The sequence below is a fragment of the Pseudomonas sp. 300 genome (genome assembly GCF_055803035.1).
The window spans coordinates 2,544,121-2,568,329 of the sequence record NZ_JAVLRV010000002.1 but is presented as its reverse complement, the minus strand read 5'-3'; the positions used below and the strand labels follow the sequence as shown (position 1 = coordinate 2,568,329).

The 24,209-nt window shown below is 57.3% G+C and carries 21 protein-coding genes, 1 tRNA gene and 2 pseudogenes; 14 read left to right on the top strand and 10 right to left on the bottom strand.

The features are described from left to right. Nucleotides 1–143: 143 nt before the first annotated feature. From Q7W83_RS18065 to Q7W83_RS18055, 3 genes are all read left to right on the top strand, one after another. Nucleotides 144–1,349, top strand: a complete 1,206-nt coding sequence (locus Q7W83_RS18065; protein ID WP_150630096.1) for an acetyl-CoA C-acetyltransferase — start codon at nucleotides 144–146, stop codon at nucleotides 1,347–1,349. Between the two features lie 24 nt (nucleotides 1,350–1,373). Then, nucleotides 1,374–3,518: a 3-hydroxyacyl-CoA dehydrogenase NAD-binding domain-containing protein gene (locus Q7W83_RS18060; RefSeq protein ID WP_473656423.1), complete on the top strand. Its 2,145-nt coding sequence runs from the start codon at nucleotides 1,374–1,376 to the stop codon at nucleotides 3,516–3,518. A 95-nt stretch (nucleotides 3,519–3,613) separates the two neighbouring features. After that, on the top strand, nucleotides 3,614–4,336 hold the full coding sequence (locus tag Q7W83_RS18055) for an amidotransferase (RefSeq protein WP_150630094.1): 723 nt from the start codon (nucleotides 3,614–3,616) through the stop codon (nucleotides 4,334–4,336). Nucleotides 4,337–4,431: 95 nt separating this feature from the next. On the opposite strand, the gene Q7W83_RS18050 is transcribed toward Q7W83_RS18055, so the two are convergent. From Q7W83_RS18050 to Q7W83_RS18040, 3 genes are all read right to left on the bottom strand, one after another. Beyond that, complete coding sequence (locus Q7W83_RS18050; RefSeq protein WP_150630093.1) at nucleotides 4,432–5,403, bottom strand: magnesium and cobalt transport protein CorA; 972 nt, start codon at nucleotides 5,401–5,403, stop codon at nucleotides 4,432–4,434. A 157-nt stretch (nucleotides 5,404–5,560) separates the two neighbouring features. Beyond that, nucleotides 5,561–6,283 carry a 1-acylglycerol-3-phosphate O-acyltransferase gene (locus Q7W83_RS18045; protein ID WP_150630092.1) on the bottom strand — a complete coding sequence of 241 codons (723 nt, stop codon included), beginning with the start codon at nucleotides 6,281–6,283 and terminating at the stop codon, nucleotides 5,561–5,563. Nucleotides 6,284–6,496: 213 nt separating this feature from the next. Continuing rightward, complete coding sequence (locus Q7W83_RS18040; protein WP_150653029.1) at nucleotides 6,497–7,186, bottom strand: crotonase/enoyl-CoA hydratase family protein; 690 nt, start codon at nucleotides 7,184–7,186, stop codon at nucleotides 6,497–6,499. A 308-nt stretch (nucleotides 7,187–7,494) separates the two neighbouring features. On the opposite strand from Q7W83_RS18040, the gene Q7W83_RS18035 reads away from it, so the two are divergent. From Q7W83_RS18035 to Q7W83_RS18000, 8 genes and pseudogenes are all read left to right on the top strand, one after another. Further along, nucleotides 7,495–7,584: transfer RNA gene (locus Q7W83_RS18035), tRNA-Ser, on the top strand. A 262-nt stretch (nucleotides 7,585–7,846) separates the two neighbouring features. Beyond that, nucleotides 7,847–9,115 carry a GNVR domain-containing protein gene (locus Q7W83_RS18030; RefSeq protein ID WP_473656422.1) on the top strand — a complete coding sequence of 423 codons (1,269 nt, stop codon included), beginning with the start codon at nucleotides 7,847–7,849 and terminating at the stop codon, nucleotides 9,113–9,115. Between the two features lie 128 nt (nucleotides 9,116–9,243). Beyond that, nucleotides 9,244–9,444 (top strand): annotated as a pseudogene (locus Q7W83_RS18025) (YbjQ family protein); the annotation flags it as partial. 178 nt (nucleotides 9,445–9,622) lie between these two features. Continuing rightward, a complete protein-coding gene (locus Q7W83_RS18020) occupies nucleotides 9,623–9,811 on the top strand; it encodes a hypothetical protein (RefSeq protein WP_150634790.1) in 189 nt (62 codons plus the stop codon). A gap of 312 nt (nucleotides 9,812–10,123) precedes the next feature. Beyond that, on the top strand, nucleotides 10,124–10,495 hold the full coding sequence (locus Q7W83_RS18015) for a hypothetical protein (RefSeq protein ID WP_017337435.1): 372 nt from the start codon (nucleotides 10,124–10,126) through the stop codon (nucleotides 10,493–10,495). A gap of 189 nt (nucleotides 10,496–10,684) precedes the next feature. After that, nucleotides 10,685–11,113, top strand: a complete 429-nt coding sequence (locus Q7W83_RS18010; RefSeq protein ID WP_150637843.1) for a glycine zipper domain-containing protein — start codon at nucleotides 10,685–10,687, stop codon at nucleotides 11,111–11,113. Between the two features lie 127 nt (nucleotides 11,114–11,240). Then, nucleotides 11,241–11,429 carry a hypothetical protein gene (locus tag Q7W83_RS18005; protein WP_150633968.1) on the top strand — a complete coding sequence of 63 codons (189 nt, stop codon included), beginning with the start codon at nucleotides 11,241–11,243 and terminating at the stop codon, nucleotides 11,427–11,429. A 109-nt stretch (nucleotides 11,430–11,538) separates the two neighbouring features. Beyond that, nucleotides 11,539–11,760, top strand: a complete 222-nt coding sequence (locus Q7W83_RS18000; protein ID WP_458377699.1) for a hypothetical protein — start codon at nucleotides 11,539–11,541, stop codon at nucleotides 11,758–11,760. 119 nt (nucleotides 11,761–11,879) lie between these two features. Here Q7W83_RS18000 and Q7W83_RS17995 read toward each other — a convergent pair whose 3' ends face one another. The 3 genes from Q7W83_RS17995 to Q7W83_RS17985 all read right to left on the bottom strand — a co-directional run bounded on the left by Q7W83_RS17995 (nucleotide 11,880) and on the right by Q7W83_RS17985 (nucleotide 17,695). Further along, entirely contained in the window at nucleotides 11,880–12,272 is a 393-nt protein-coding gene (locus tag Q7W83_RS17995; protein WP_458377698.1) for a hypothetical protein, read from the bottom strand. Nucleotides 12,273–12,427: 155 nt separating this feature from the next. After that, the gene (locus Q7W83_RS17990; RefSeq protein ID WP_407010694.1) at nucleotides 12,428–12,823 is read right to left on the bottom strand and encodes a hypothetical protein; all 396 of its coding nucleotides are present in this window, start codon (nucleotides 12,821–12,823) and stop codon (nucleotides 12,428–12,430) included. 3 nt (nucleotides 12,824–12,826) lie between these two features. Beyond that, the gene (locus Q7W83_RS17985) at nucleotides 12,827–17,695 is read right to left on the bottom strand and encodes an RHS repeat-associated core domain-containing protein (RefSeq protein WP_473656421.1); all 4,869 of its coding nucleotides are present in this window, start codon (nucleotides 17,693–17,695) and stop codon (nucleotides 12,827–12,829) included. A 261-nt stretch (nucleotides 17,696–17,956) separates the two neighbouring features. On the opposite strand from Q7W83_RS17985, the gene Q7W83_RS17980 reads away from it, so the two are divergent. After that, complete coding sequence (locus Q7W83_RS17980; RefSeq protein WP_150633972.1) at nucleotides 17,957–18,652, top strand: HAD-IA family hydrolase; 696 nt, start codon at nucleotides 17,957–17,959, stop codon at nucleotides 18,650–18,652. Nucleotides 18,653–18,714: 62 nt separating this feature from the next. Here the strand turns inward: Q7W83_RS17980 and Q7W83_RS17975 are convergent, their stop codons facing one another. Beyond that, nucleotides 18,715–19,461 carry a 3-oxoacyl-ACP reductase family protein gene (locus tag Q7W83_RS17975; RefSeq protein ID WP_150633973.1) on the bottom strand — a complete coding sequence of 249 codons (747 nt, stop codon included), beginning with the start codon at nucleotides 19,459–19,461 and terminating at the stop codon, nucleotides 18,715–18,717. A 126-nt stretch (nucleotides 19,462–19,587) separates the two neighbouring features. Here Q7W83_RS17975 and Q7W83_RS17970 point away from each other — a divergent pair, with 126 nt between their 5' ends. Beyond that, nucleotides 19,588–20,511, top strand: a complete 924-nt coding sequence (locus Q7W83_RS17970; RefSeq protein WP_150633974.1) for a LysR family transcriptional regulator — start codon at nucleotides 19,588–19,590, stop codon at nucleotides 20,509–20,511. A 145-nt stretch (nucleotides 20,512–20,656) separates the two neighbouring features. Here the strand turns inward: Q7W83_RS17970 and Q7W83_RS17965 are convergent. Then, nucleotides 20,657–20,782: pseudogene (locus tag Q7W83_RS17965) on the bottom strand (hypothetical protein); the annotation flags it as partial. A 258-nt stretch (nucleotides 20,783–21,040) separates the two neighbouring features. Further along, entirely contained in the window at nucleotides 21,041–21,781 is a 741-nt protein-coding gene (locus tag Q7W83_RS17960) for a phosphoadenylyl-sulfate reductase (RefSeq protein WP_008042297.1), read from the bottom strand. A 173-nt stretch (nucleotides 21,782–21,954) separates the two neighbouring features. Between Q7W83_RS17960 and thrH the strand changes: the two genes are divergently transcribed. Next, nucleotides 21,955–22,572 carry a bifunctional phosphoserine phosphatase/homoserine phosphotransferase ThrH gene (gene thrH / locus Q7W83_RS17955; protein ID WP_150633975.1) on the top strand — a complete coding sequence of 206 codons (618 nt, stop codon included), beginning with the start codon at nucleotides 21,955–21,957 and terminating at the stop codon, nucleotides 22,570–22,572. Between the two features lie 111 nt (nucleotides 22,573–22,683). Here the strand turns inward: thrH and pabB are convergent, their stop codons facing one another. Further along, nucleotides 22,684–24,021 carry an aminodeoxychorismate synthase component I gene (pabB, locus tag Q7W83_RS17950; protein ID WP_473656420.1) on the bottom strand — a complete coding sequence of 446 codons (1,338 nt, stop codon included), beginning with the start codon at nucleotides 24,019–24,021 and terminating at the stop codon, nucleotides 22,684–22,686. Nucleotides 24,022–24,209: the final 188 nt, after the last annotated feature.

Here is a 24,209-nt window from a genome sequence, read left to right as displayed (position 1 = left end):
GTCCGGAAACAGTCAATCCGGTAGCACACTACCGTCCGTCTGAGCGTGTCCGTCAACGCCGGTGAGCATTGTGGTCATTGAATCGGCGGTGGCTAGGCATAAGGTGAGGGCTCAGTATTTTCACTGCCAGGTTCGAGGACGTCATGACCCAAGCTTTGATTTTCGACGCGTTACGCACGCCCCGTGGCAAGGGCAAGTCCGATGGCGCGTTGCACAGCGTCAAGCCCGTGAACCTCGTGGCCGGGTTGCTCAGGGCTCTGGAGCAGCGCACTTCGCTCGACACCAGTCAGGTCGACGACGTGGTGCTGGGCTGTGTGACGCCGGTCGGTGATCAAGGTGCGGACATCGCCAAGACTGCGACCCAGGTGGCCGATTGGGACGTCAGCGTCGCGGGCGTGCAGATCAACCGCTTCTGCGCGTCGGGGCTGGAGGCCGTCAACCTCGGGGCGATGAAAGTGCGTTCCGGCTTTGAAGACCTGGTGGTGGTCGGTGGCGTCGAGTCGATGTCCCGTGTGCCGATGGGCAGCGATGGCGGCGCCTGGGCGCTGGACCCGGAAACCAATTTGCACAGCCATTTCACCCCGCAAGGCGTGGGCGCCGATCTGATTGCCACCCTCGAGGGCTTCAGCCGCCAGGACGTCGATGCCTACGCGCTGCACTCTCAGCAAAAAGCGGCGCGGGCGCGGGCCGATGGTTCGTTCAGCAAATCGCTGGTGTCGGTGCGGGACCAGAACGGCATCATCCTGCTCGATCACGATGAGTTCATCCGCGCCGACTCCACCCTGGAAGGCCTGGGCAAACTCAAGCCGAGCTTCGAGATGATGGGGCAAATGGGCTTCGACGCCACGGCATTGCGGGTCTACAGCCACGTCGAGCGAATCAACCACGTGCACACGCCGGGCAACAGTTCCGGGATCGTTGATGGCGCAGCGTTGATGCTGATCGGCTCCGAAGCCAAGGGGCGGGCGCTCGGCTTGCAGCCACGGGCGCGAATCGTCGCCACGGCGGTCACCGGCACTGACCCTACCATCATGCTCACCGGCCCGGCGCCGGCCACCCGAAAAGCGCTGGCCAAGGCCGGGCTGCGGGTCGAAGACATCGACCTGTTCGAGGTCAACGAGGCGTTTGCCTCTGTCGTATTGAAATTCATCAAGGACATGGCCATCGACCCGGACAAGGTCAACGTCAACGGCGGCTCCATCGCTATGGGGCATCCGCTCGGCGCCACTGGCTGCGCAATCCTCGGCACGCTGCTCGATGAACTGGAATCCCGGCGCCTGCGCTATGGCCTCGCGACCCTGTGTGTCGGCGGCGGCATGGGCATTGCCACCATCATCGAACGCCTCTGAGCCACGATTTCAAGGAAACCCTCCATGACCGAAGCCATTCGTTACGAAAAAGGGCAGGACCAGATTGTCGTCCTGACCATCGACATGCCGGGCCAGAGCGCCAACACCATGAACGCGGTTTACCGCGAGGCCATGGCTGCGTGTGTGGCCCGTTTAGTGGCTGAAAAAGAAAGTATCGCCGGCGTCATCATTACCTCCGCCAAGAAGACCTTCTTCGCCGGCGGCGACCTCAATGAACTGATCAAGGTCGGCAAGCCTGAAGCCAAAGCGTTCTACGACATGGTGCTGACCCTCAAGGGCCAATTACGCACGCTGGAAACCCTGGGCAAACCGGTGGTCGCCGCGATCAACGGTGCGGCGCTGGGCGGTGGCTGGGAAATCTGCCTGGCCTGTCATCACCGCGTCGCGCTGGACAATTCATCGGTGCAGCTCGGCTTGCCGGAAGTCACCCTTGGCCTGTTGCCGGGCGGTGGCGGGGTGGTGCGCATGGTCCGGATGCTCGGTCTGGAAATAGCCTTGCCCTATCTGCTTGAAGGCAAGAAAGTCCGTCCGCAACAAGCCCTGCAGGCAGGTTTGATCGATGAGTTGGCGGTGGATCACGATGAGCTGCTGAGCAAGGCGCGCACCTGGATTCTGGCCAATCCGACGGCGGTACAACGTTGGGACGTGAAGGGTTATCAGATACCTGGCGGTACGCCGTCGAACCCGAAAGTCGCGCAGATGCTGGCGAGTGCGCCGTCGATCCTGCGCACTAAAACCCAAGGTTGCATGCCCGCACCGGAGAAGATTCTTTGCGCCGCAGTGGAAGGCGCGCAGGTGGATTTCGACACGGCGCACCTGATTGAAACCCGTTACTTCACCGAGCTGACCACCGGTCAAGTCTCGAAAAATCTGATTGGCACCTTCTGGCTCCAGCTCAACGAGATCAATGCCGGCGGCTCACGACCTCAAGGGGTTGCACCTTATGTGACACGTCGCGTGGGTGTTCTGGGCGCGGGGATGATGGGGGCCGGGATTGCCTTCGTCAGTGCTTCGGCCGGTATCGAAGTAGTGCTCAAGGACATCAACCTCGCGGCGGCGGAAAAGGGCAAGGCTCATTCAGCGACGTTGCTGGACAAAAAAGTTGCCCGCGGTCAGTTAAGTGCCGAGCAGCGCGATGCGGTGCTGGCGCGGATTAAAACCACTGAGAATGACGTTGATCTGGCCGGTTGCGACCTGATCATTGAAGCGGTATTCGAAGACCGTGAACTGAAAGCCAAGGTCTCCTCTGCCGCACAAAAAGTCGTCGGCCCGGACGCCGTGATTGCTTCCAACACCTCGACCTTGCCCATCAGCGGCCTCGCCACCGCCGTGCCGGATCAGAGCAAATTCATCGGCCTGCATTTCTTCAGTCCTGTGGAAAAAATGCCGCTGGTGGAAATCATCAAGGGCGCCAATACCAGCGATGAAACCCTGGCCCGCGGTTTCGATTTCGTCCTGCAAATCAAGAAAACCCCGATTGTGGTCAACGATAGCCGCGGCTTCTTCACTTCGCGAGTGTTCGGCACCTTCACCAACGAAGGCATTGCCATGCTCGGCGAGGGTGTCAGCGCGCCGATGATCGAGACCGAAGCGCGCAAGGCCGGCATGCCCATCGGGCCTCTGGCGATCTCCGACGAAGTTTCCCTCAGCCTCATGAGCCATATCCGCCAGCAAACGGCCAAAGACCTGCAAGCAGAAGGGAAACCGCTGATTGAGCACCCGGCGTTTGCCGTGATTGACTTGCTGCTCAACGAATACAAACGTCCGGGCAAAGCGGCAGGAGGGGGGTTCTACGAGTACCCGGTCGGCGGCCAGAAGCACTTGTGGCCAGAGCTGAAAAGCCGTTTCGAGAAGACTGACGGGCAGATCTCACCAAAGGACGTGCGTGATCGCCTGCTGTTCGTGCAAGCCATCGAAACCGTGCGTTGCGTGGAGGAGGGCGTACTGACCTCGACCGCGGATGCCAACGTTGGCTCGATCTTCGGCATCGGTTTTGCGGCCTGGACCGGCGGTGCGCTGCAGTTCATCAACCAGTACGGTGTGAAGGACTTTGTCGCGCGTGCGCAATACCTGGCCGAGCAGTATGGCGAACGGTTCGCGCCACCCGCATTGCTGCTGGAGAAAGCGGCCAAGGGGGAGGTATTTTAAGGGACCGATGACGACTCGCGGGGCTTGCCTTGGGACGGTGTTTCGAGGCAGGCTCTGGGGTGTGCATTATTCCCATCACGTGTCAGGTATTTTTTATGTCGTTACGCATCTGCATTCTGGAAACCGACATCCTGCGTCCGGAACTGGTCGATCAATATCAGGGTTACGGGCAGATGTTCCAGCGTCTGTTTTCGCAACAACCCATCGCGGCCGAGTTCACTGTCTACAACGTGATGCAGGGCGAGTACCCAAGCGATGACGAGACCTTTGATGCCTATCTCGTCACCGGCAGCAAAGCCGATTCCTTCGGCACCGACCCATGGATTGAAACCCTCCGGGCTTACCTGCTGACCCGTTACGAGCGCGGCGACAAACTGCTCGGCGTGTGCTTCGGCCATCAGTTGCTGGCACTGCTGCTGGGCGGCAAAAGCGAACGTGCGACCCAGGGCTGGGGTGTCGGCACTCACAGCTACAAACTGGCGGCCAAGGCGCCGTGGATGAGCCCGGTGCGGGAAGAACTGACGTTGTTGATCAGCCACCAGGACCAGGTAACGACGCTGCCGGAAAACGCCACGGTCATCGCCTCCAGCGATTTCTGCCCGTTCGCCGCGTACCACATCAACGACCAGGTGCTGTGTTTCCAGGGGCACCCGGAATTCATTCACGATTACTCGCGAGCCTTGCTGGATATTCGTCAGGAAGCGTTGGGCGAACAGGTTTATACCAAAGGCATGGCGAGCCTCGAGCATGAGCATCATGGCGCTACCGTTGCGGAGTGGATGATGCGGTTTGTGGCGCACAAACCCGAAACGGTTTAACGCTAAAAGCATCGCTGGCAACCAGCGCCTACAGAGGTTTGCGTTTCCTTTGTAGGCGCTGGTTGCCAGCGGGTTCACATACGACGCGGTATCGACTACAACCACCCCGATTTCTTGAAGCTCGCCCACAAACTCACACACCCCACCGCAATAAACCCCAGCACCGCGAAATACCCGTAATGCCAGGTCAGCTCCGGCATGTTCTGGAAGTTCATCCCGTAGATACCGGCCACCGCCGTCGGGAATGCCAGAATCGCCGCCCACGCCGCAAACTTGCGCTGCACCACGCTCTGCCGTGACGCCTCCAGCAATACCCCGACTTCAATGGTCTGGCTGGCAATGTCCGCCAGGGTTGTCAGGTCTTCCATCTGCCGGGTCACATGGATCTGCACATCGCGGAAATACGGGCGCATGTTCTTGTCGATGAACGGAAAGTTCAGCTTCTGCAGTTCCTCACCGATCTCCACCATCGGCGCCGCATAACGACGCAGGCGCAATACGTCTCGGCGCAGGCCATGAAGCTTCTGGATGTCATGCTCATTGAGGGCGCTACACAACACGTTGCGCTCCAGCTCATCGATCTCGGCATGAATGGCTTCGCCCACCGGCTGGTAGTTTTCAATCACGAAGTCGAGGAGGGCATAGAGTACGAAGTCTTCCCCGTGTTCAAGCAGCAGCGGACGCGCCTCACAACGCTGTCGGACATAGGCGTAGGACGCCGAATGACCGTTACGCGCGGTAATGATGTAGCCGTTGCCGGCAAAGATATGAGTCTCGATGAACTCAAGCTTTCCTTCATGGCGGATTGGCGAATACGTGACGATAAACAACGCGTCGCCGAAGGTTTCGAGCTTCGGTCGGCTGTGTTTTTCCAGGGCGTCTTCGATGGCCAGTTCGTGCAGATTGAACTGGCGTTGCAGGTTGGCCAGTTCCTGGGCGTCCGGCTCTTCGAGGCCGATCCAGACAAAGTGGCCAGGCTTGGCAGCCCAGGCAGCGCCTTCGTCGAGGGTGATATTGGTGACTTTCTTACCGGCGCTGTAAACCGCAGCAGCAACAACTCTACCCATGATGTTCGTTCACTTCTTATTGGCAGGCTTTCGTTAGCAAATGGGGCAGGCGGTGTTCAGCTTAGCCTTGTCTGCTGCTTGAGAGTCAGTGAAATCTGTGGCGTTCGCCGGTAAGGCGTCGCCGACAAAAGAAAACCCGCACAGGGCGGGTTTTCTTTTACGCGGCTTGCAGTTGCCGGTCCATCGAAGCAATGCATTCGCGCATCTGCTCGCGGCACTGGGCGATCAGCAGCGGCATGTCGTCCAGGCTAAGACCTGCTGTAGGAATCGCCGGCAACGAACGGATCAGAATTTTCCCACTGCGCCAGCGGTTCAATCGCATGTGTTTGACGTAACTGCTGACACACACCGGGACGATCGGCACGCCCGCCGCGATCGCCATCTGGAACGCACCTTTCTTGAAGGGCAGCAGGTCTTCGCCGAGATTGCGCGTACCTTCCGGGAACACCCAGATCGAGGTGTCTTCATGTTGCAAGGTGTGCGTGGTGGTCAGCATCGACTGACGTGCCTTGTGCGCATTGCCACGGTCAATCAGCACATTGCCGGCCAGCCAGAACAACTGGCCGAACAACGGCACCCACTTCAGGCTCTTCTTGCCGATGCACACGGTGCGGCGGGGCACCACGTTGCCGAACACAAACAGGTCATAGTTGGACTGGTGATTGGCGATGATCACGCAGCTCTCGGGTTTGTCCATCAATGGCCCAACCTCGGCCTTGACCCGCAAACGCAAAATACACATTGCCGGCCACGCATACAGACGCGCGCACAAACGGCTGTTGTCCGGGTTGAACGGGCGGCATAGCCCCAGAATTACTCCCAGCACGCCAGCGAGAATAAAGTGCAGCCCCATCAATAACATACGAAACACAAACAGCATTTACAGGCCCCACCGGGACAAAAGGTGGCGCAGTGTACGGATGTGCACTGTTTTCGGCAATTGCCGCTATAGAGGTAGGAGATAGCCGATGTTTGAGCGCATGTTTCCGACTTGTTGGTCAGACGTGTTCTAGAGCGGTTGTAGACTTTTCAACAAGGCGCGTATGAAAAAGCCCGACACGATGGTCGGGCTTTTCGGTGCAGCGTGTCTGGATTAAACCAAATGCTCTTGATCCTGAATGATTGCGTTGTCCAGGGTGTCCAGCAGTGCCTTGCGCACTTTCAGTTTGGTGTTCTTGTGCGCGGTCATGTTGATCTTCTTCAACTGACGAGCTGCTGCCAGCGCTGCGCCTTGCAGCTCTTCGGGCGACACCACCAGATCGAGGAAACCCGCATCCACGGCACTCTTCGGGTTGAACATCTCACCGTTGATCACCGAACGATGCAGCGCTGCCTTGCTCAGACGATCACGGGCGATTTCAATGCCGGCGTGGTGCATTGTCATGCCGATCTGCACTTCGTTCAGGCCAATGCTGAACGGGCCGTCGACACCAATGCGGTAATCCGCCGACAACAACAGGAACGCACCCTTGGCCACTGCATGCCCAGGGCACGCGACGATCACCGGAAACGGGTGCGACAGCAGGCGACGGGACAGCGTCGAGCCAGCCGTCACCAGCGCCACCGCTTCTTTAGGGCCGGCTGTCATCACCTTCAGGTCATAACCTCCCGACAGAATCCCGGGGGTACCGGTAATGATCACCACCGCACGATCAGTCACCGCCTGATCCAGCGCAGCATTAAACGCAGCAATCACGTCTGGAGAGATGGCATTGACCTTGCCGTTGCTCAAGGTCAGGGTCGCGATTCCGTCTTCGAGGTGGTAGGAAATCAACTCACTCATGACGCTATTCCTTATATGAAAGTTGGGGCAGACGTTACCCACCGCCGCAGGCCAGGTAAAGCGCCGTGACTGACCCGTCAGTCACCCTTTCCCCGCCGGGCAAGCGCAGCCTGCCACCCCCGCCGGGCGTTCCCCTCTCTATAAAGGAGCGCGCGAAGCCAGAGATTGGCAGGTATGCCATGGTCCGGAATGCGCCAGAACCTCTAAACCGCTAAGCACATGAAAATTCTGCAAAAAAAGTTTGCCATCAGAAAAGCTTTCGACTACATTAGCGCGCCTCGACAGACAGAACATGTTTGACGAGATACGGTGAAGTGTCCGAGTGGCTTAAGGAGCACGCCTGGAAAGTGTGTATACAAGAAATTGTATCGAGAGTTCGAATCTCTCCTTCACCGCCAAATTCGATGTAACCAGAACCCCTGATTTCGAGAGAAGTCAGGGGTTTTGTGGTTTCTGGCGTCTGAAAAAGCTGGGAAGAAGGTTCAGCACGCAGCCAGAAGCGCAGCCGGTAACGTTATCAAGCGCTAGCGGTAAACCGGCATGCCTGCAACAGAATGAGATAATTTAGCAATTTCACTAGCCTTTTTCAGAAAGATCCTACATCGGAAGACGGTTTTTTTAGATCAAATGGTCACCGGGTTTTAAGAGTGATGTGGGCTAATGAACGATCATCCTAAGTTTCCAAGTGCGGCGTCATCTGAAGAGCTGGATTTACTCGAGCTTTGTCGAGCAATCTGGGAACAAAAATATTTGTTGTTTGGAGTCGTCGCATTATGTGGTTTAGCTGCTCTGAGCTATGTTTCGTTCGTAACACGGGAATTTCAAGTCAGTAGCGTTTTGCGCCCTGTGGCTATCAATGAACTTGACGCCTTGAATAGATCCCAGTTGTACACGTTGCCTCCAATCGAAGCCCTGTTGAAAGTCCGGGGGGAACTAGAGTCTTACGAAACTCGTCTGGGATACTTTCGCAAGAATGAAGCGCTCTTCGGTAATTTGCAGTCGCCAGGAAGAACGCTTGAGCAAACGTTCGAGTCTTTTAACAAGAGATTTGTTTCGATAGCGCTGCAGGATACTGGGAAACTCGACAATTTCAATGCTTCTGTCCGGTTGACTTTTACTTATCCAGAAGGCTTGGATGGAGCGGCTATTTTGAATGGATTCGTTAAGTATGCAATCGATGCGGGGCATGAAAAAATTGCTACTGATTTGAAGGTAATAAGGGATAACCGTTTGTTGGAGCTTAGTAGCAAAATCAGTGCATCTCGCGCCAATTATGATACTGAAAAAGAAGCCAAAATCGCCTTGTTACATGAGGCCGATATACTCCGGCGAGCTCAATTGCAAGATGAGCTCAAGGCTTTGCGCCTTCAGTTGCAAACACGACGACATGATCGGATTACCCAACTGGATGAGGCCCTGAATATTGCCAATACATTGGGAATCAAGAAGCCAGCCATGCCGCCATCCTTGACCGGTCCTGAATACGTCAGTGCCGGTAACATGATAATTGGCGTTCAACAATTACCGCTTTACTTCATGGGGTCTGAAGCGCTTGAAGCGGAACGTACAGTTTTGCAGCGGCGCAACTCGGACGACTTTACCGAAACGCGCATTGCTGAAATTGCCAAAGCGCTGAAGCTACTTGACGCGAACCGTGAGGTGGAGGTGCTGAGTCAGAGGGAAAATGAAGATCTTTTCTTGCGCGATGTAGAGCCGCTACGTTCCGAAATCTCCCGGTTGAGTAATTTAAGTGTCAGTCTGAATAATCTCAAGATGGTTACAATTGATCAGTTTGCACAGCCACCCTTAGGTCCAGTAAAACCCCAAAAATTGCTGATTGTTTTATCGGGCTTGATGTTGGGTTTCATCTTGGGATTATTCCTGGTGTGTATTCGTCATTTTACAGTTGCGAAGGAGCGGTCTAGGTAATTCCGGGCGACGACTAGTTCACAGTGTCTAACCTGCCACCGAGTGGATGATTGTTCTATACGCTCCGGCCGTTCGATGCGCTGTTGCAGCACTTGTCCAGGCTGCTTTGAAAATGAGTAAGCAAAATCGATTTTTTCGGCGGGCGCTCGCAGACGCTGGAGCGCGCCTTAAAAGAGACATGGATTCTAGCCACTGACGAGATCAAGGAACGGGCGCGGGCACTGCAGGCCGACGCGGTAGTGGGGCTCGATTATGAGATCAGCATGCCGGCCGGCAAGGGCGGTATGGTGGTGGTATTTGTGACCGGGACGGCCGTCAAACTGAGGTGAATCGCGCAACGGTTCATGTGTATTTCCGTAGGAAACCGTGCTGGCCATTCGTCGGGCGTTCGGCAATCTGAATTACAAGTCCGGTAGTGACCGGCTAGTCTCAAAAGCTTGGTGGTCGGTATGTTTCAGGCAAATAGGGCTTGCCGGTATCGATCCCGCATTTGAGAGGGGCGAAAAGATGGCTGATCCGTATATCGAAGACGACGGTGCTGAATTTCCGATCAATAATTGCGTGCGGTGTGGCCAGACAGACTATGTGGTGGCTTACGGTGACGATGAGGTCAAGCTCGGCAAAATGAAATCCCAGGTGCCCCGAGGGCCGAAGGCGAAATTTTTACCCAAGGTAGCGGCCCCTGTCAGGAAGTAACCCGTCACCTCCAGACCCCGTCATTGAGCGGGGTTTTTTATGCCCGAAACTTTTTTTTGCCGCGTGTGTTTTTCCGCCAGAGCTTTCACAAAGTTTTCACAAGGTCTTACGTAATCTCAACTCATCCGTTAGAAAGCAACACCTGGCCCGTCTCCCCAGCGGGCTTTTTTTTGCCTGTCATAAAACCTTTTCCATAAACGCTGTCCAACCGTCGCCGATGGTGAGGTTGGGTCTGTGCGTCTGGACTTTCTCGCTGCTTGAGCATTCAATCTCGACCCTTTCTTATCTCCCCCTGTTTTTGAGGTTCTTGTCATGCGTTTAACTCTGCCCGCTCTGGTTCTGGGGCTTTTGGTTGCTCAAGGTGCAATGGCTGCTGGCGACGGCACTGCCGCGCTGGGCGGCGGTCTGGGTGGCGCGCTGGGTAATGTGGTCGGCCAAAGCATGGGCGGCAGCACTGGCGCAGCGATTGGTGCTGGCGTAGCGGGCGCCGCTGGCAGCGCCGTTGCAGCACGCAAAGGCAGCCGCACCAAAGCAGCCATCGGCGGCGGCGTGGGTGCAGCGGGCGGCTCGGTGATCGGCAACAGCCTGGGCGGCAAGACCGGTTCGACCATCGGCGCAGGCTTGGGCGGTGCTTTGGGCGGCGGCGTGGGCAGCAACCTGGCCAAGGGCCACAAGCGCCACTGATTCTGATTGATCCGTTCAAAAGCCCGGCTTGATGCCGGGCTTTTTGTATCTGGTTGTTTCTCTTTCGCTGCTATTGCATCTATTAGCGGTCCAACCGTCATCGCTGGCCGGATTCAGTGGGGGCAGGTGCTAGACTCCGCCCATCCGCAGCGCGTCCTTTCCCCCGATGCGGAATTAGAGGTTCATATCATGCGTTTGACATTGTCCACGTTGTTTCTGGGACTTTTGGTTGCTCAAGGTGCGATGGCTGCCGGTGATGGCACCGCTGCTGTTGGCGGTGGTATTGGCGGTGCATTGGGTAACGTGGTTGGCCAGCAGATGGGCGGCAGCACCGGTGCCGCGATTGGCGCAGGCGTGGGCGGCGCGGCGGGCAGCGCTGTTGGCGCGCCCAAAGGCAGCCGTACCGCAGCGGCGGTCGGTGGTGGTTTGGGCTCGGCGGGCGGCTCGGTAATTGGTAACAGCCTCGGCGGCTCCACCGGTTCGACCATTGGCGCAGGCCTCGGCGGCGCAGCGGGTGGTGCGGTGGGCAACAACCTGGGCACTGACAGTGGCGGCTCCCATTCCGGCAACGGGCACAAAAACAAGCATAAGAATAAGCACAAGAACAAACATCACTGAGTCGACAGTCAGTGACAGTAAAACCCGGCCTGGTGCCGGGTTTTTCGTTTTCGCGAGCATGACATCGGAACGATTGACCTCAGCCCGCCTCGAACTTTATACCCACCTGAATGTTATGAGGCATGCCATGACTCCCGAAACCGAAGGCAAGGAAGAAAAAGGCCCAAGCGGACTTCCGTTCATCAACGACCCTGGCAACGAAGATCCTGGGTCACTGATGGATGACGCGACGGTGCCGCTCAACGATGCCGATGACGCGGGTGACGTAGGGCTGACTGAGTTTGAAGACGAGGATGAAGACGAAGACGAGCAATGATCAGCCGTTATGATTGGAGTGACCGGTCGTCTCCTTGATCGAACGGTCTTCGTCGCGGAGCCATCGAATTTTCAGGAGCTTGTTTTTCAAGTTCTTTGAGAGGTGCTTTATGAACGCTGATTCGAAAGATACCGACATCGATGACACCCCCGAGTATCCGCTGCCTTCGCCGACTGATTCGCTGAGTCGTGATCAGCGGCCGCCGGATGATGAAGAGGCGGGGGTGGAACAGGTGCCTGACGGTGATGTAAAGCGCAGTGATACTGATGTTGAAGCGCTTCCTGATGATCCGGATATTGCGGGGAAGGATGCTTCCGGCCAACCCAGCTAAGCTTGTGCGTAAGGACTTGCCTACCATCCGCCACTTAGCTCGTGCCAGCTTTATAATAGCTGTCTGCACGAGTAATTTGATTGCGCCCCTAGGCCCCGAGGCTATTACGTTAGCCAGAATTAGCCTGTTAAAGAGTCCACCCAGCGTTTGTAAAAATTTCGCTGCTGCTGAATGTCATTAGTAATATCGCTCTCCTCATAATCAAAGATTCTGACTACATCATAGCATTCGGCAGGCCTACCCAGTTCAAGCTCATATGCCATCAACCCCAAGGACATCTGTGATGACATTCTAGATGGATACACATTGAGTTTGGCGCCTTTGCACAAAAATTTAGTATTCGGGATGTCTGCTCGCAATAAGCCAAAACATACGTAAAAATCATGAGCTGTGTATGTTTTTCTTATGCCGTTTTCCATAAATAAGGATAGCGACAACTGTTTTAAATCAAGTTTTATTTCTGCTATTTGGATATGTCCTCTAGTGTTTGTGCGGATTTCTATTTTATTCATGTTGGCTTTTTGTCCGGACTGGTGTGAGTAAACTTTGTCGCTGATCGCCGCGTATGCAATGGGGCTTGGAGGGCCTTTGTTGATTTTTTATAAGTGCTGTGCTTTTAGCTCAGTGATTGTGAAATAGATAACAAATTATTCTAGTCTTCTCAATTTTATGGCTGCTTAATGGATTTCAGCCATAGAAAGAAAAAGTCTGTCTGCATCTGTGGATCATTAATGATGTCTTGATCGTCGTAGTCGAAAATGTTCACTAAATTTTTTCTGGTAATACGCGAGCCTAATGTATGTTCGTAAGCCATAATCCCCGACGTCATCTGTGATGACATGGATGAAGGGCGCACATTTAGCTTTGCTCCTTTGCACAGGAATTTGGCTTCTGGCATGTCCTTTAAGATTTTTCCAAGGCACTCATAAACATCTTGCCCTGTAAATTTTTTTGTTTGACCGTTTTCCGTCGTGATACGTATGGTTGGTGGATGTTCGTCGTAATCCATTACGACTGACTTCATTTCTTTGTCGATCAGCACAGATATAGTTTTAATGGTCATGGATTAGTTCCTTCTAGGGTTTGGTATTGAATGTCCCACGTAACTGCCATCTTTTTTCAGAGGGGTGGCGCCTAGAATGTCTTCGCTTTTTATTCGGCCCGGAATAGCTATTTCATCTTCATAGCTATACGGGATGTCATTGGGGTGAAGCTCTTTGTTGATGTCGTGTCCGGGGATTTTTTTCAATGTGTACAAGTAACCCTTCATGGTTCTAAACCTAGTGCCAAAGTCTATGCCGACTTCACGATCAGTTGATGTACTTACAAAATTGCTAGGTGGATTTTTATTATCCCAAGCATGAAGTAATAAATCGGTGCTGTCCCCAAGACTTACAAACCCCGTTTGAAAAATATCGTCTGGGCGACGTAGATCACCACGATATAGATATTCACCTTCTTTAACCGAAGAGGGAAGCGCAGGCTCCCCCTCACCAGTTTCAATCTTGTGGACTGGGTCTTCCACCCTTCCAGCCGCCCCACACCTCCCCGCCCCCGGACAATCACTCAACCCCAACGGATCAACCCACCCCGTCGGGTTCCGCGTGTACTGGTACTGGTTCAATCCTCCGCCCAATTTGCTCGGATCCGGCGTCAAATACCGTCCAAGCTCAGGCTGGTAATACCGATGCCGGTTGTAGTGCAAACCCGATTCCGAGTCGAAGTACTGGCCCTGAAACCGGAGCGGCTGGTCGAGGATCTGGTGGGTGTCGCGGTTGAGGCGGGTGAGGCGGCCGTAGGCGGTGTATTGGGCGGCCCAGACGATTTCGCCGCTGTAGTCGGTGAGTTCTTGTGGTGTGCCGAGGTGGTCGAGCTGGTAGTAGAACGGGCAGGCGTTACGCGGGCCTTTGCCGTCGAGCATGACCAGAGGGCGAAAGCTGCCCGGTTCGTAGATGTAGCTGCGGTAGTGTTCACCACCGCCTTCGGCGACGAGGTTGTTGCCTTGCCAAAAAAACTCGGTGATGTGGCCATCGACGTTTTTGCTGATGCGGCGACCGAAGGCATCGTAGCGGTAAGTCGCCTGGCTGCCGTTGGGCAGGGTGACGCTGATCAGTCGGTGCTGACAGTCGTAACGGTACTCGGTGACCAGTTTTTGTGCCGTGCCGCGGCGTTCGCGGATCAGGTTGCCAAAGGCGTCGTAATCGTAGTGACGGTCGCCTTGTATCAGCAGGCGATTGCCTTTGACCGTAGCCAGACCGGGGCGGTCCTGCATCAGCAGGTTGCCGGCCGGATCGTGGGCGAAGTTTTCCGGTTGGTGATCTCGGGAGTGGCGGACGCGGATCAGGCGATCGAGCGAATCGTAGTGATAGCTGCGCTGGCCGTGGCGGCTGTCGGCAATGCGGTCGAGGTTGCCGTTGGCGCTGTAGACATAGTCGCGGCGATACAGCGGTTGCAGGTTTTGCCGGACAGCGTGGGTGTTCAGCCGGCCTTCATTGTCATACTGATAATCGCTGAGCAGCAGGCCTTGCTGGCGTTGCTGTTCGCGGCCGGCGAAAAAGGTGTGAGCGGTGAGTCGGGCGCCATTGAGGTCAATGGCCGTCAGTGCACCGCCCTTGGCGTGATGGAAATCGAGTTTGCTGTTGTCGGGCAGGCGCAGGTGGTTGAGCTGGCCACAGGCATCGTAGCCATAGCGCAGGGTGCCCCAGCCTTGGTGTTCGGTGACTAGCCGACCCTGCTTGTCGTATTCGAACTCCAGGGGATGATCGTGACCGTCATCGACGCTGACCAGTCGGCCAAGGCTGTCGTAGCGATATTCGACATTGACGCCGTCGGGCAGCGTCTTGACCAACAACCGTCCCGTCGAATCCCGAAGATAAGCCGTGACCCACTGCGAGCCGTCGTCACCGAATTCAGTCTTTTCCAGCAGCTGTCCATTGAGGTCGTAGGCATACGCGGTGCGTCGGCCATCGAATCCGGTTTCCTGCCGGATCAATCCATTGAGCGTGTAGTCCAGCTGATGTTTTTCGCCGGACTCATTCTCGATTTCGGTCAGCAACAACCGTGCGTTGTCGTATCGATAAAGCCGTTGTGTGCCATCGGGGTTGATCCGGCGGCTGACCAGATGCAAATCATCGGCGTATTCAAAACGCGTGATGCGACCCAGCTCATCGCGTTCGGCGGTGATCTTGCCGTAGGCGTTGTAGGTGAAGGCACGACTGGCGCCTGTGGGAAGCGTCGTCTGAATCAGTCGTCCAACGGCATCCCATTTATAACGGGTGACGGCACCGTGTTCGTCCTGACGGGTCACCTGCCGTCCCAGCGCATCGTAGGAAAAACGCCGCTGATCACCACCCGGCAAGGTCTCTTCGATCAGTTGACCCAAGGCATTCCGGACGAAGACCTGTCTGCTGTTGTCCGGAAAGCGGATCGACAGCAGCTGACCTTTTTCGTCGTGGTGATAGTGGGTGATATTTCCCTCGGGGTCGGTCATCTCGATGACATCACCCTGAGCATTGCGCAAATACTTCCACACGGCGTTGCCGTGGTACCGCGCATGCAGGAAACCATTGCGGTACTCGTAGGACGTTGGATCACCTTCGGGGGGAATTTGGGCGATCAGTCGTCCGACGTCGTCATAGCGATAGTGGGTAATTGCCCCGAGCGGATTTCTTTCGGCAATCAGCCGCCCCTGGTCGTCATGGACATTGAGGTGTTCCGCCCCGTCGGGTTCGACCCTCCGCACCAGGCGCGCTCGATCGTCGTGCTGATAAAACGCTTCACTGCCATCAACGTTTTTCACCTGCACGCCGCCGTCGTCATCCCAGACATAGCGCGTGTCCATCTGCGAAAACGACGCCCAATGCCGGATGCATCTTGCAGACTTGCCGAACCGTTCCCACTCCCAGAAGAAACTCGCGCCACCGGCCAGTTGCCGCTGCAGGATGACGTGCTGGTCGTCATAGTCGTAGCGTTCGCTTTCGCCGGCGGCGTTGGTTGCTTCGATCAGGCGATGACAGGCGTCATAGCGGTAGGTAACCAGTGTTTGCTCGGTGCGCCAGGCCTCTTCCAGGGTGCCGGCGGGATGAAAGCGCTGATACTCGACGGCGGCGAGGTGTCGGCGGTCGTAACGCAATCGCAGCGAGCGCCCGGCGCCGTTGTCGAGACGCATGATTCTGTCGGCGGCGTCCCTCTGCACTGTCAGACGGTTGCCATAGGCATCACTGATCGCTGTCAGTCGGCCTGTACGGAAGTGGTAAAAACGCGTTGCTTCACCTGCCATCGCGAGGATCAGTTCTTCCGGCTCATCCCCCAGAAAAATCGCCGTCCGTGACAGGCTGTTGTGAATGGTCGGGCGTTCGACATTGGGTAAAGGGAAAGTCGTACGACGGTTTTCGTGGTCGATCCAACTAACCTGTTCGCTGTTGATTTCCAGTCGGTGTGCAAGGGCATGACTCCAGCCAAATCCGAGCCCGCAGTCGATTTCAACGGCACTGGTGCGGTACACGCGGGTGAACTCGAACGGCAACCGTCCATCCAGCGAACCATCGATCAGGGTCAGCAGTTCTTCGCCGGTAACCATCGATACCGGGCAGCCGTTGGTCGTGGTTTTATCCGCTGAATCGACACTGTCGCCGTTCGGGTTTTGCGCGGGAGCAGGGGCGTCATCACGATGTTCCTGGCGGCTCAGGCGCGTCTTGGCTTCGGACTTGTCACGGGCAATGGCGACCGGGTTGTTCACCCGCACGATCGGTGATTCACCCGTGGTGATGTGCAACGGAGTCGCCGGCGCAGGGTTGAGCGGCACGTTCCGCGCGTTGAGCATCAGCGGTTTGAGGGCGTCGGCGTGATGGGTCAGATCAGACCTGGTCGTGAGTTCGGCCAGGCGCAGACTCGCGGCAGTCAGCCATTGTCGGGCTCGCTCGGACTTGACCTTGCCCAGCACCTTGGCGCTGATGCCGAGTTTCAGACCTATGGGACTTGTGAGGCGCGCCAGCAGGAACGCGACGAGTATTTCTGTACGAACTTCCGCGACGACTTCGGCGATGTACTGCGGCGGCAACATTCGCAGCCAACTGGTGAACGCCGCGAGATGAATGAACATCAACGGTTCATCACTCAACACCAGCATCACAGTGGCGATGGTCTCGGCCGAAGCGTTCAGCAATGCCTCGAGCTGAACCTCGGTCAGGTATTCAAGTAGCTTTTCGCTATTGGCCTGCAAGTCCGCGATCAGGGCGTAGATCTGCTTCACGTCATCCCACAAGCCGTGTAGCGATTTCTCGAATCCGCGCCAGTCGGCCCGTTGCAGCATGCCGTAGCGTTCGGTGAAACGAGCCTCGGAAAACCCCGCCCACAACGGTTGAAACTCGCTCGTCCACTCGTTGCGCAACCAGCTTTCAAGCTCATCGATCACGCTTTGATAGGAGGTATAAAGCGCTTGGACGTGAGCGGTGGAAACGTGGGGAAAGAAGGTGATGCGGTAACGATGACCGCGCCAGCACTCAGGGATTTCGAGAATGCCGCTGGGGCCGATGGTGTGATGGGTCGGTTCAGCAAAGATAATCTCGCCGTTGCTCTTTTCAGTGATCATTTCGAGCATCACCGGCGTATCACCAATCGGCACGAACCGCGCCGCGTCGAACATATGTACGAGGGTCAACGGGCCGTTGGCCGGGCACGTGGCGAGTGTCGAACTGACAGGCGCGGTGGAGTCCTTCGGTGCACTCAAGCGAACGTCGTTGCCGACCGTGAACACTTGCTCGACATCCAGCGCCCACCCCGTCCAGAAGTTTTCCGCCCAGGCTTCGTAGTCGTTGAGGCACAGGCGAAAATCGTCGAGCAGTGCTTCAACGTCCGGTTGCTCGGGGGGCATGGCTGCCACCACCAACAGGCCGATGGCGTTGTTCAAGGCCAGGACCTTGTCAGGGTTGAACATTCGCAGTCCCTCGCGCGGATCAATTTGGGTCGCGAGACTTTGCGGGGGATCAACGAGGAAAGAAGTCGGGAAAAGAGGTGTTTGGTGTAGGGCGAATCGCTAAATCATGTTCAGTGCTTCGGCGAAGGTTTCGCCGCCGTCGAGAGATTGCCCGTTGCTCTCTGCCGACCACGATGGCTATGCTGCTGAACCCTTTAATCAAATCCCGGAATCAGGTGTGCCTGAGCCGAACGGGATGTCATTAAAAACGGATCAGATGCGATGAATGCACCGCTGAAAGAGTTCGGCCCGATCAAAGCCGTGATTTTCGACATGGATGGCTTGCTGCTGGACACCGAGGGCATTTACACCGAGGTCACGTCCATCATTGCCGGGCGCTATGGCCGGACCTTCGACTGGAGCGTCAAACAGAACATCATCGGCCGTGGCGCGGGTGATCTGGCGCGTTATGTGGTCGAAGCGCTGGATCTGCCGATTACTGCCGAGGAATTCCTGGTGATCCGCGAGCCGCTGATGCGCGAGCGTTTTCCGACCGCGCTGGCGATGCCCGGTGCCGAGGAGCTGGTGCGACACTTGAAGGCCAACAACATTCCGATCGCGGTGGGCACCAGTTCGTCGCGTCAGTCGTTCGGCCAGAAAACCACCTTGCACCGTGACTGGTTTGCGCTGTTCGACTTCGTCGTGACGGCCGATGACCCGGAAGTCGGTGCGGCCAAACCGGCGCCGGACATTTTCCTCACCGCGGCGCGACGCCTGGGCGTAGCGCCCGAGGATTGCCTGGTGTTCGAAGATTCGCCGTTTGGCGTGACCGCGGCGAAAGCGGCGGGGATGACGGCGATTGCGATCCCTGATGCGGCGATGGCCGATGAAAAATACGCACACGCGGATGGCATTCTTCGTACGCTGAAAGCGTTCAAGCCGAGCGCTTGTGGTTTGCCGGCGCTTGAGTGGGCTTGATGCTGAAAATGTGGGAAGGACCGGGCCCTTCCCACAAGTGTTTTGCGTATGACTGACTTGTCTCAGGCGCCGAAACCACCGTCGATGGTCAGGCTGGCACCGGTGATGTAACCGGCTTCCGGCCCGACAAGGTAGGCGACGAAACTGGCGATTTCTTCCGCTTTGCCATAACGACCCACGGCCATCAGCGGGATCAGGCTTTCGGCGAAGTCGCCGCTGGCCGGGTTCATGTCGGTGTCGACCGGGCCCGGTTGGACGTTGTTGATGGTGATGCCGCGTGGCCCGAGGTCGCGGGACAGGCCTTTGGTCAGACCGACCAGTGCTGCTTTGCTCATGGCGTACGGGCCACCGCCGGCGAAGGGCATGCGGTCGGCGTTGGTGCTGCCGATGTTGATGATGCGACCGCCTTCGGTCATGTGTTTCGCGGCGGCCTGGGTGGCGATGAACACGCTGCGCACGTTGACCGCCAGCGTCTGGTCGAAGTCTTCGAGTTTGAAATCTTCCAGCGGGGCAACGGCCAGCACGCCAGCGTTGTTGACCAGGATGTCCAGGCGACCGAAGGCGTTGACGGTGGCGCTCACGGCGTTGCGAATCGCCTCGGCGTCGGCACTGTCAGCCTTGATGGCCAGCGCTTTGCCGCCGTTGGCAGTAAGGCTGTTTTGCAGCTCTTCGGCCTTGGCCGTGGAGCTTACGTAGGTGAAGGCAACCGTCGCGCCTTCAGCGGCCAGGCGTTTGACGATGGCGGCGCCGATGCCGCGAGACCCGCCTTGAATCAAAGCCACTTTGCCGCTTAGGTTCTGAGTAGTCATGTTGATCTCCAAAGTCGCCGAGGCGAGATGCCTCGGTTGATGGAGCCTAGTATCGATTCAGGATTACAGGCTGTGTAGACGGTAATTGCGATAGTCTGTGTAAACCAGAAGTTTATAGTGGCGCTTATGGAAACCTTCAGCAGTATCGAGTGCTTCGTGCGCAGCGCCGAAGTCGGCAGCTTTGCCGAAGCCGCGCGACGACTGAGCCTGACCCCGGCAGCGGTGGGCAAGAGTGTTGCAAAACTTGAGGCGCGGCTCGGTGTGCGGTTGTTTCAGCGCAGCACCCGGAGCCTGACGCTGACCGAGGCCGGTCATCTGTTTCTTGGCGAAGTCAGTTCCAGCCTGCACACGATTCAGAATGCCGTGGCCAATCTCGCGAGCGCCGAGGGACGTCCGGCGGGAACGCTGAAAGTCAGCATGGGTACGGTGTTCGGGCGGTTGTACGTGGTGCCGTTGCTGGGCGAGTTTCTAAGGCGGTTTCCGGCAATCAACCCGGACTGGCATTTTGATAACCGCCAGGTCGATCTGATTGCCCAAGGGTTCGATGCCGCGATTGGCGGTGGATTCGAGCTACCGCAGGGCGTGGTCGCGCGCAAGCTGACGCCGGCACATCGGGTGCTGGTGGCTTCAGCCGAATATCTGGCGGGGCGTGAGGCGGTCGTCGAGCCGGATGATCTCAAGCATCATGACGGGATTCTGATCAGGTCGCCGCAGACGGGGCGTGTACGATCCTGGCAATTGACCAGCCGCACTCAGCAACACAGCCCTTTGACGCTCAAGGCGCGGATGACCATGAGCGATTCCGAAGCAGCTTGTGCGACGGCGGTCCAGGGGTTGGGGATTGCGTTGGTGAGCATGCCGTTCGCTTCGGGTTATCTGGAGGCGGGGACGTTGCAGCGGGTGTTGCCGGACTGGTATGTGGACGATGGCAACATTTCTATCTATTACGCGGAGCACAAGTTGTTGCCGGGGAAGACCCGGGCGTTTGTGGACTTCATTATCGAGCAGTTTGCGCAGCAGGGCTTGGGGGCGCGGTTTAGTGCGGTTTGAGTCTGACTGGGGACCGAGTTGCCGCCATCGCGGGCAAGCCCGGCTCCCACAGGTTTCGTGTCGTTCCATATGATGTGTACGACACCGGACCTGTGGCAGCGTGGCTGCCCGCAATGAACGATAACGCGGTCTACCTGCCAAACCGCCCCGGCCAGCCAACGATGTTCTGATGAACCGCCGTCAGCAACACCCGAAAGACAACCGAGGCGAGGTACGTCTGAATCCCGAACCAGGCGATGGCGATAATGGCGCGGATCAATGCAGGTATTTTTTTTTCAGCGGGAATATCGGGGGAGGGGCTACGGAGTGATTCAGAAAGGGCGGATGTAACCATTTGGGGCGCAGAAAAAAGTGCACACATAAATGGCACCTATGGTGACATTCGTGTGTACACATTTTGAGGTCAGTCATAGACCCTGTGGGAGCGGGCTTGCCCGCGATAGCGTCGGCACATTAAGCATCAATGTGACTGAAAGATCGCTATCGCGGGCAAGCCCGCTCCCACAGGGGGATTTTACAAGGCTCGAGATCAGGCCTTGGATTTACTGATGATATTCCCCGCATGCAACCCGCATTCTTTCTGCGTCGCCTCTTCCCACCACCAGCGACCTTCACGCTCGTGCTGGTTCGGCAGTACCGGGCGGGTGCACGGCTCGCAGCCGATGCTGATGAAGCCGCGCTCATGCAGGCTGTTGTACGGCAACTCGAGCATGCGGATGTAGCCCCAGATCTCTTCGCTGGTCATCTGCGCCAGCGGATTGAATTTGTACAGGGTGCGTTCCGGGGTGGAGAACGCGGTGTCGATTTCCAGCACGGCGACGGCGCTGCGAGTGCCAGGGCTCTGGTCCCGACGCTGGCCGGTGGCCCAGGCAGTCACGCCCGAGAGCTTGCGACGCAGCGGCTCGATCTTGCGGATGCCACAGCACTCGCCATGCCCGTCCTTGTAGAAGCTGAACAGGCCTTTTTCCTTCACGAAGGGTTCAAGTTTCGTGTAGTCCGGCGACACCAGCTCGATGTCGATCTTGTAGTGCTCGCGCACCTGATCGATGAAGCGGTAGGTCTCGGGGTGCAGACGGCCGGTATCGAGGCTGAACACTTTGACGTTCTTGTTCAGCTTCCAGGCCATGTCTACCAGCACCACGTCCTCGGCGCCGCTGAAAGATATCCACAGGTCATCGCCGAACTCGGCGAACGCGAGTTTCAGGATGTCCTGGGCGGACTTGTTGGCATAGGTCGTGGCGAGTTCCACGACATCAAACGATGGGCTCATCAGGGCGGCTTCCTACAGGTCGGTGGCGCTGGGCGCTCTATATGGGCCTGATGGTAACAAAATCCTGCAGCCGCTGGCGCGCCCTCTGCGTTGCGCAGGTCAGCCCGAGTCGCTAGAGTTCGGCAGTCCTTTTGCTCGCTCGACTCAATAATCAATACAAATGGGAGTGTCTTGTGGAAATTGCCTGTCTGGATCTGGAAGGTGTGCTGGTCCCGGAAATCTGGATCGCCTTCGCCGAAAAAACCGGGATCGAATCCCTCAGGGCGACCACTCGGGATATTCCCGACTACGACGTTCTGATGAAGCAGCGCCTGCGGATTCTCGATGAGCATGGCTTGAAGCTCACCGACATTCAGGAAGTGATTGCCACGCTAAAGCCGCTGGACGGCGCTGTCGAGTTCGTCAACTGGCTGCGTGAGCGCTTTCAGGTGGTGATTCTGTCAGACACGTTCTACGAGTTTTCCCAGCCGCTGATGCGTCAGCTGGGCTTCCCGACCTTGCTCTGCCACCGATTGATTACCGACGATGCCGGGCGGGTGACGAGCTACCAGCTGCGTCAGAAGGATCCGAAGCGTCAGTCGGTTCTGGCGTTCAAGAGTCTTTACTATCGGGTGATAGCGGCTGGGGATTCCTACAACGACACCACAATGCTGGGCGAGGCGGATGCGGGGATTTTGTTCCATGCGCCGGACAACGTGATTCGCGAGTTTCCGCAATTCCCGGCGGTGCATACGTTTGAGGATTTGAAGCAGGAGTTCATCAAGGCTTCGAATCGGGCGTTGAGTTTGTAGTCGTTTTCAAGGACGCCATCGCGGGCAAGCCCGCTCCCACAGGTTTTGTGTCGCCCCGCAATTGTGCGATCAACACAAAACCTGTGGGCGCGTGGCTTGCCCGCGATGCTGTTAAAGGTTTTGCAGGGTGTCGAGCAGTACTTTCACCTTGGTAATCGATTCCTGATACTCGGCCTGCCACTCCGAATCCGCCACGATCCCGCCTCCGCCCCAGCAACACACCTGCCCATCTTTCACCAGCAAGCTGCGAATCGCGATTGAACTGTCCATCTCGCCGCGCACATCCAGATACAGCAACGAACCGCAATACAATCCGCGCCGAGTCGGCTCCAACTCATCAATGATCTGCATCGCGCGAATCTTCGGCGCTCCGGTAATCGATCCGCCGGGGAAGCTGCCAGCGATCAGATCCAGCGCATCGCGGTCATCCGCCAGTTCGCCGGTCACGCTGCTCACCAGGTGATGCACGTTCGGATAACTTTCGAGACTGAACAACTCCGGCACCTGCACCGAGCCGATGCGGCACGTACGCCCGAGGTCATTGCGCAGCAGGTCGACAATCATCAGGTTTTCCGCGCGATCCTTGGGGCTGGCCAGCAGTTCGGCGGCGTTTGCCGCATCTTCGGCTGCGCTCTGGCCCCGGGGGCGAGTGCCCTTTATCGGGCGGGTTTCCACGTGGCGGTCGCTGACTTTGACGAAACGCTCTGGCGACAGGCTCAGCACTGCGCCACCGTCGGGCAGGCTCTGGAAACCGGAGAATGGCGTCGGACACGCCGCGCGCAACGCGCAGTACGCGACCCACGGATCCCCTTGGCACTCGGCGCGGAAGCGCTGGGCAAAGTTGACCTGATAGCAGTCGCCCGCCTGAATGTATTGCTGGATACGTTCTATCGCCTGGCGATAGTCATCAGCGCTCAGGTCGGCGTTCATCGGCGCCTTGAGTTTGAACGATTCGATCGTTTCCGCCACGGGCTGACTGAACAGCGTGATCAGGCGTTGACGTTCGCTGTCGCTCAGCGACGGGTGGAACACCAGCTGGCTGGTCATCCGTTGGTGATCGCTGATCAGCGCCCAGTTGTAGAGCCCGAAACGCGCATCCGGCAATTGCAGATCGTCCTGTGCCTGGCTCGGCAGGTCTTCCAGATGACGGCCGAAGTCGTAGCTCAGGTAGCCGATCAGGCCGCCGGCGAAGGGCAGATCAGGTGGCAGCGCCGCCTCACCGAGTCGTGTCAGATTGTCGCGAAGGCGTTGAAGGAAATCGCCACCGCTTTCGTCAGGCATCACCGCCAGTTGTTCCAGTGGCCAGGCACTGAGCAGGTCATAACGCCCGCGATCAGCCGTTGGTCGGCCACTGTCGAGCAGCACGGCACCGGGGGCATGACGGATTGCCGCGAAGTACTCGGCGGGGTTGGCGCGATAGGGCAGCGGGTGTACGGAGCAGGTCAACATGGGCGGGGCAGATCAGCCATCGAGGCGGGGTGGCGATTGTAGTCCCGTCGGGGAATTGCTCCTAGAGGGGATGTCGGGGATTGGCAATTGGGCGACAAGATTGGGAGGTGTGGTGCCTGTCAGTCCGTTATCGCGAGCAAGCTCGCTCCCACCGGGTTCAGCGCAATCCCTGTGGGAGCGAGCTTGCT

What these genes read in the sequence shown, in the direction of transcription:
- Q7W83_RS18065 (WP_150630096.1), top strand. Translation starts at nt 144, where the DNA reads ATGACCCAAGCTTTGATTTTCGACGCGTTACGCACGCCCCGTGGCAAG.
- Q7W83_RS18060 (WP_473656423.1), top strand. Translation starts at nt 1,374, where the DNA reads ATGACCGAAGCCATTCGTTACGAAAAAGGGCAGGACCAGATTGTCGTC.
- Q7W83_RS18055 (WP_150630094.1), top strand. Translation starts at nt 3,614, where the DNA reads ATGTCGTTACGCATCTGCATTCTGGAAACCGACATCCTGCGTCCGGAA.
- Q7W83_RS18050 (WP_150630093.1), bottom strand. Translation starts at nt 5,403, where the DNA reads ATGGGTAGAGTTGTTGCTGCTGCGGTTTACAGCGCCGGTAAGAAAGTC.
- Q7W83_RS18045 (WP_150630092.1), bottom strand. Translation starts at nt 6,283, where the DNA reads ATGCTGTTTGTGTTTCGTATGTTATTGATGGGGCTGCACTTTATTCTC.
- Q7W83_RS18040 (WP_150653029.1), bottom strand. Translation starts at nt 7,186, where the DNA reads ATGAGTGAGTTGATTTCCTACCACCTCGAAGACGGAATCGCGACCCTG.
- Q7W83_RS18030 (WP_473656422.1), top strand. Translation starts at nt 7,847, where the DNA reads ATGAACGATCATCCTAAGTTTCCAAGTGCGGCGTCATCTGAAGAGCTG.
- Q7W83_RS18020 (WP_150634790.1), top strand. Translation starts at nt 9,623, where the DNA reads ATGGCTGATCCGTATATCGAAGACGACGGTGCTGAATTTCCGATCAAT.
- Q7W83_RS18015 (WP_017337435.1), top strand. Translation starts at nt 10,124, where the DNA reads ATGCGTTTAACTCTGCCCGCTCTGGTTCTGGGGCTTTTGGTTGCTCAA.
- Q7W83_RS18010 (WP_150637843.1), top strand. Translation starts at nt 10,685, where the DNA reads ATGCGTTTGACATTGTCCACGTTGTTTCTGGGACTTTTGGTTGCTCAA.
- Q7W83_RS18005 (WP_150633968.1), top strand. Translation starts at nt 11,241, where the DNA reads ATGACTCCCGAAACCGAAGGCAAGGAAGAAAAAGGCCCAAGCGGACTT.
- Q7W83_RS18000 (WP_458377699.1), top strand. Translation starts at nt 11,539, where the DNA reads ATGAACGCTGATTCGAAAGATACCGACATCGATGACACCCCCGAGTAT.
- Q7W83_RS17995 (WP_458377698.1), bottom strand. Translation starts at nt 12,272, where the DNA reads ATGAATAAAATAGAAATCCGCACAAACACTAGAGGACATATCCAAATA.
- Q7W83_RS17990 (WP_407010694.1), bottom strand. Translation starts at nt 12,823, where the DNA reads ATGACCATTAAAACTATATCTGTGCTGATCGACAAAGAAATGAAGTCA.
- Q7W83_RS17985 (WP_473656421.1), bottom strand. Translation starts at nt 17,695, where the DNA reads ATGTTCAACCCTGACAAGGTCCTGGCCTTGAACAACGCCATCGGCCTG.
- Q7W83_RS17980 (WP_150633972.1), top strand. Translation starts at nt 17,957, where the DNA reads ATGAATGCACCGCTGAAAGAGTTCGGCCCGATCAAAGCCGTGATTTTC.
- Q7W83_RS17975 (WP_150633973.1), bottom strand. Translation starts at nt 19,461, where the DNA reads ATGACTACTCAGAACCTAAGCGGCAAAGTGGCTTTGATTCAAGGCGGG.
- Q7W83_RS17970 (WP_150633974.1), top strand. Translation starts at nt 19,588, where the DNA reads ATGGAAACCTTCAGCAGTATCGAGTGCTTCGTGCGCAGCGCCGAAGTC.
- Q7W83_RS17960 (WP_008042297.1), bottom strand. Translation starts at nt 21,781, where the DNA reads ATGAGCCCATCGTTTGATGTCGTGGAACTCGCCACGACCTATGCCAAC.
- pabB (WP_473656420.1), bottom strand. Translation starts at nt 24,021, where the DNA reads ATGTTGACCTGCTCCGTACACCCGCTGCCCTATCGCGCCAACCCCGCC.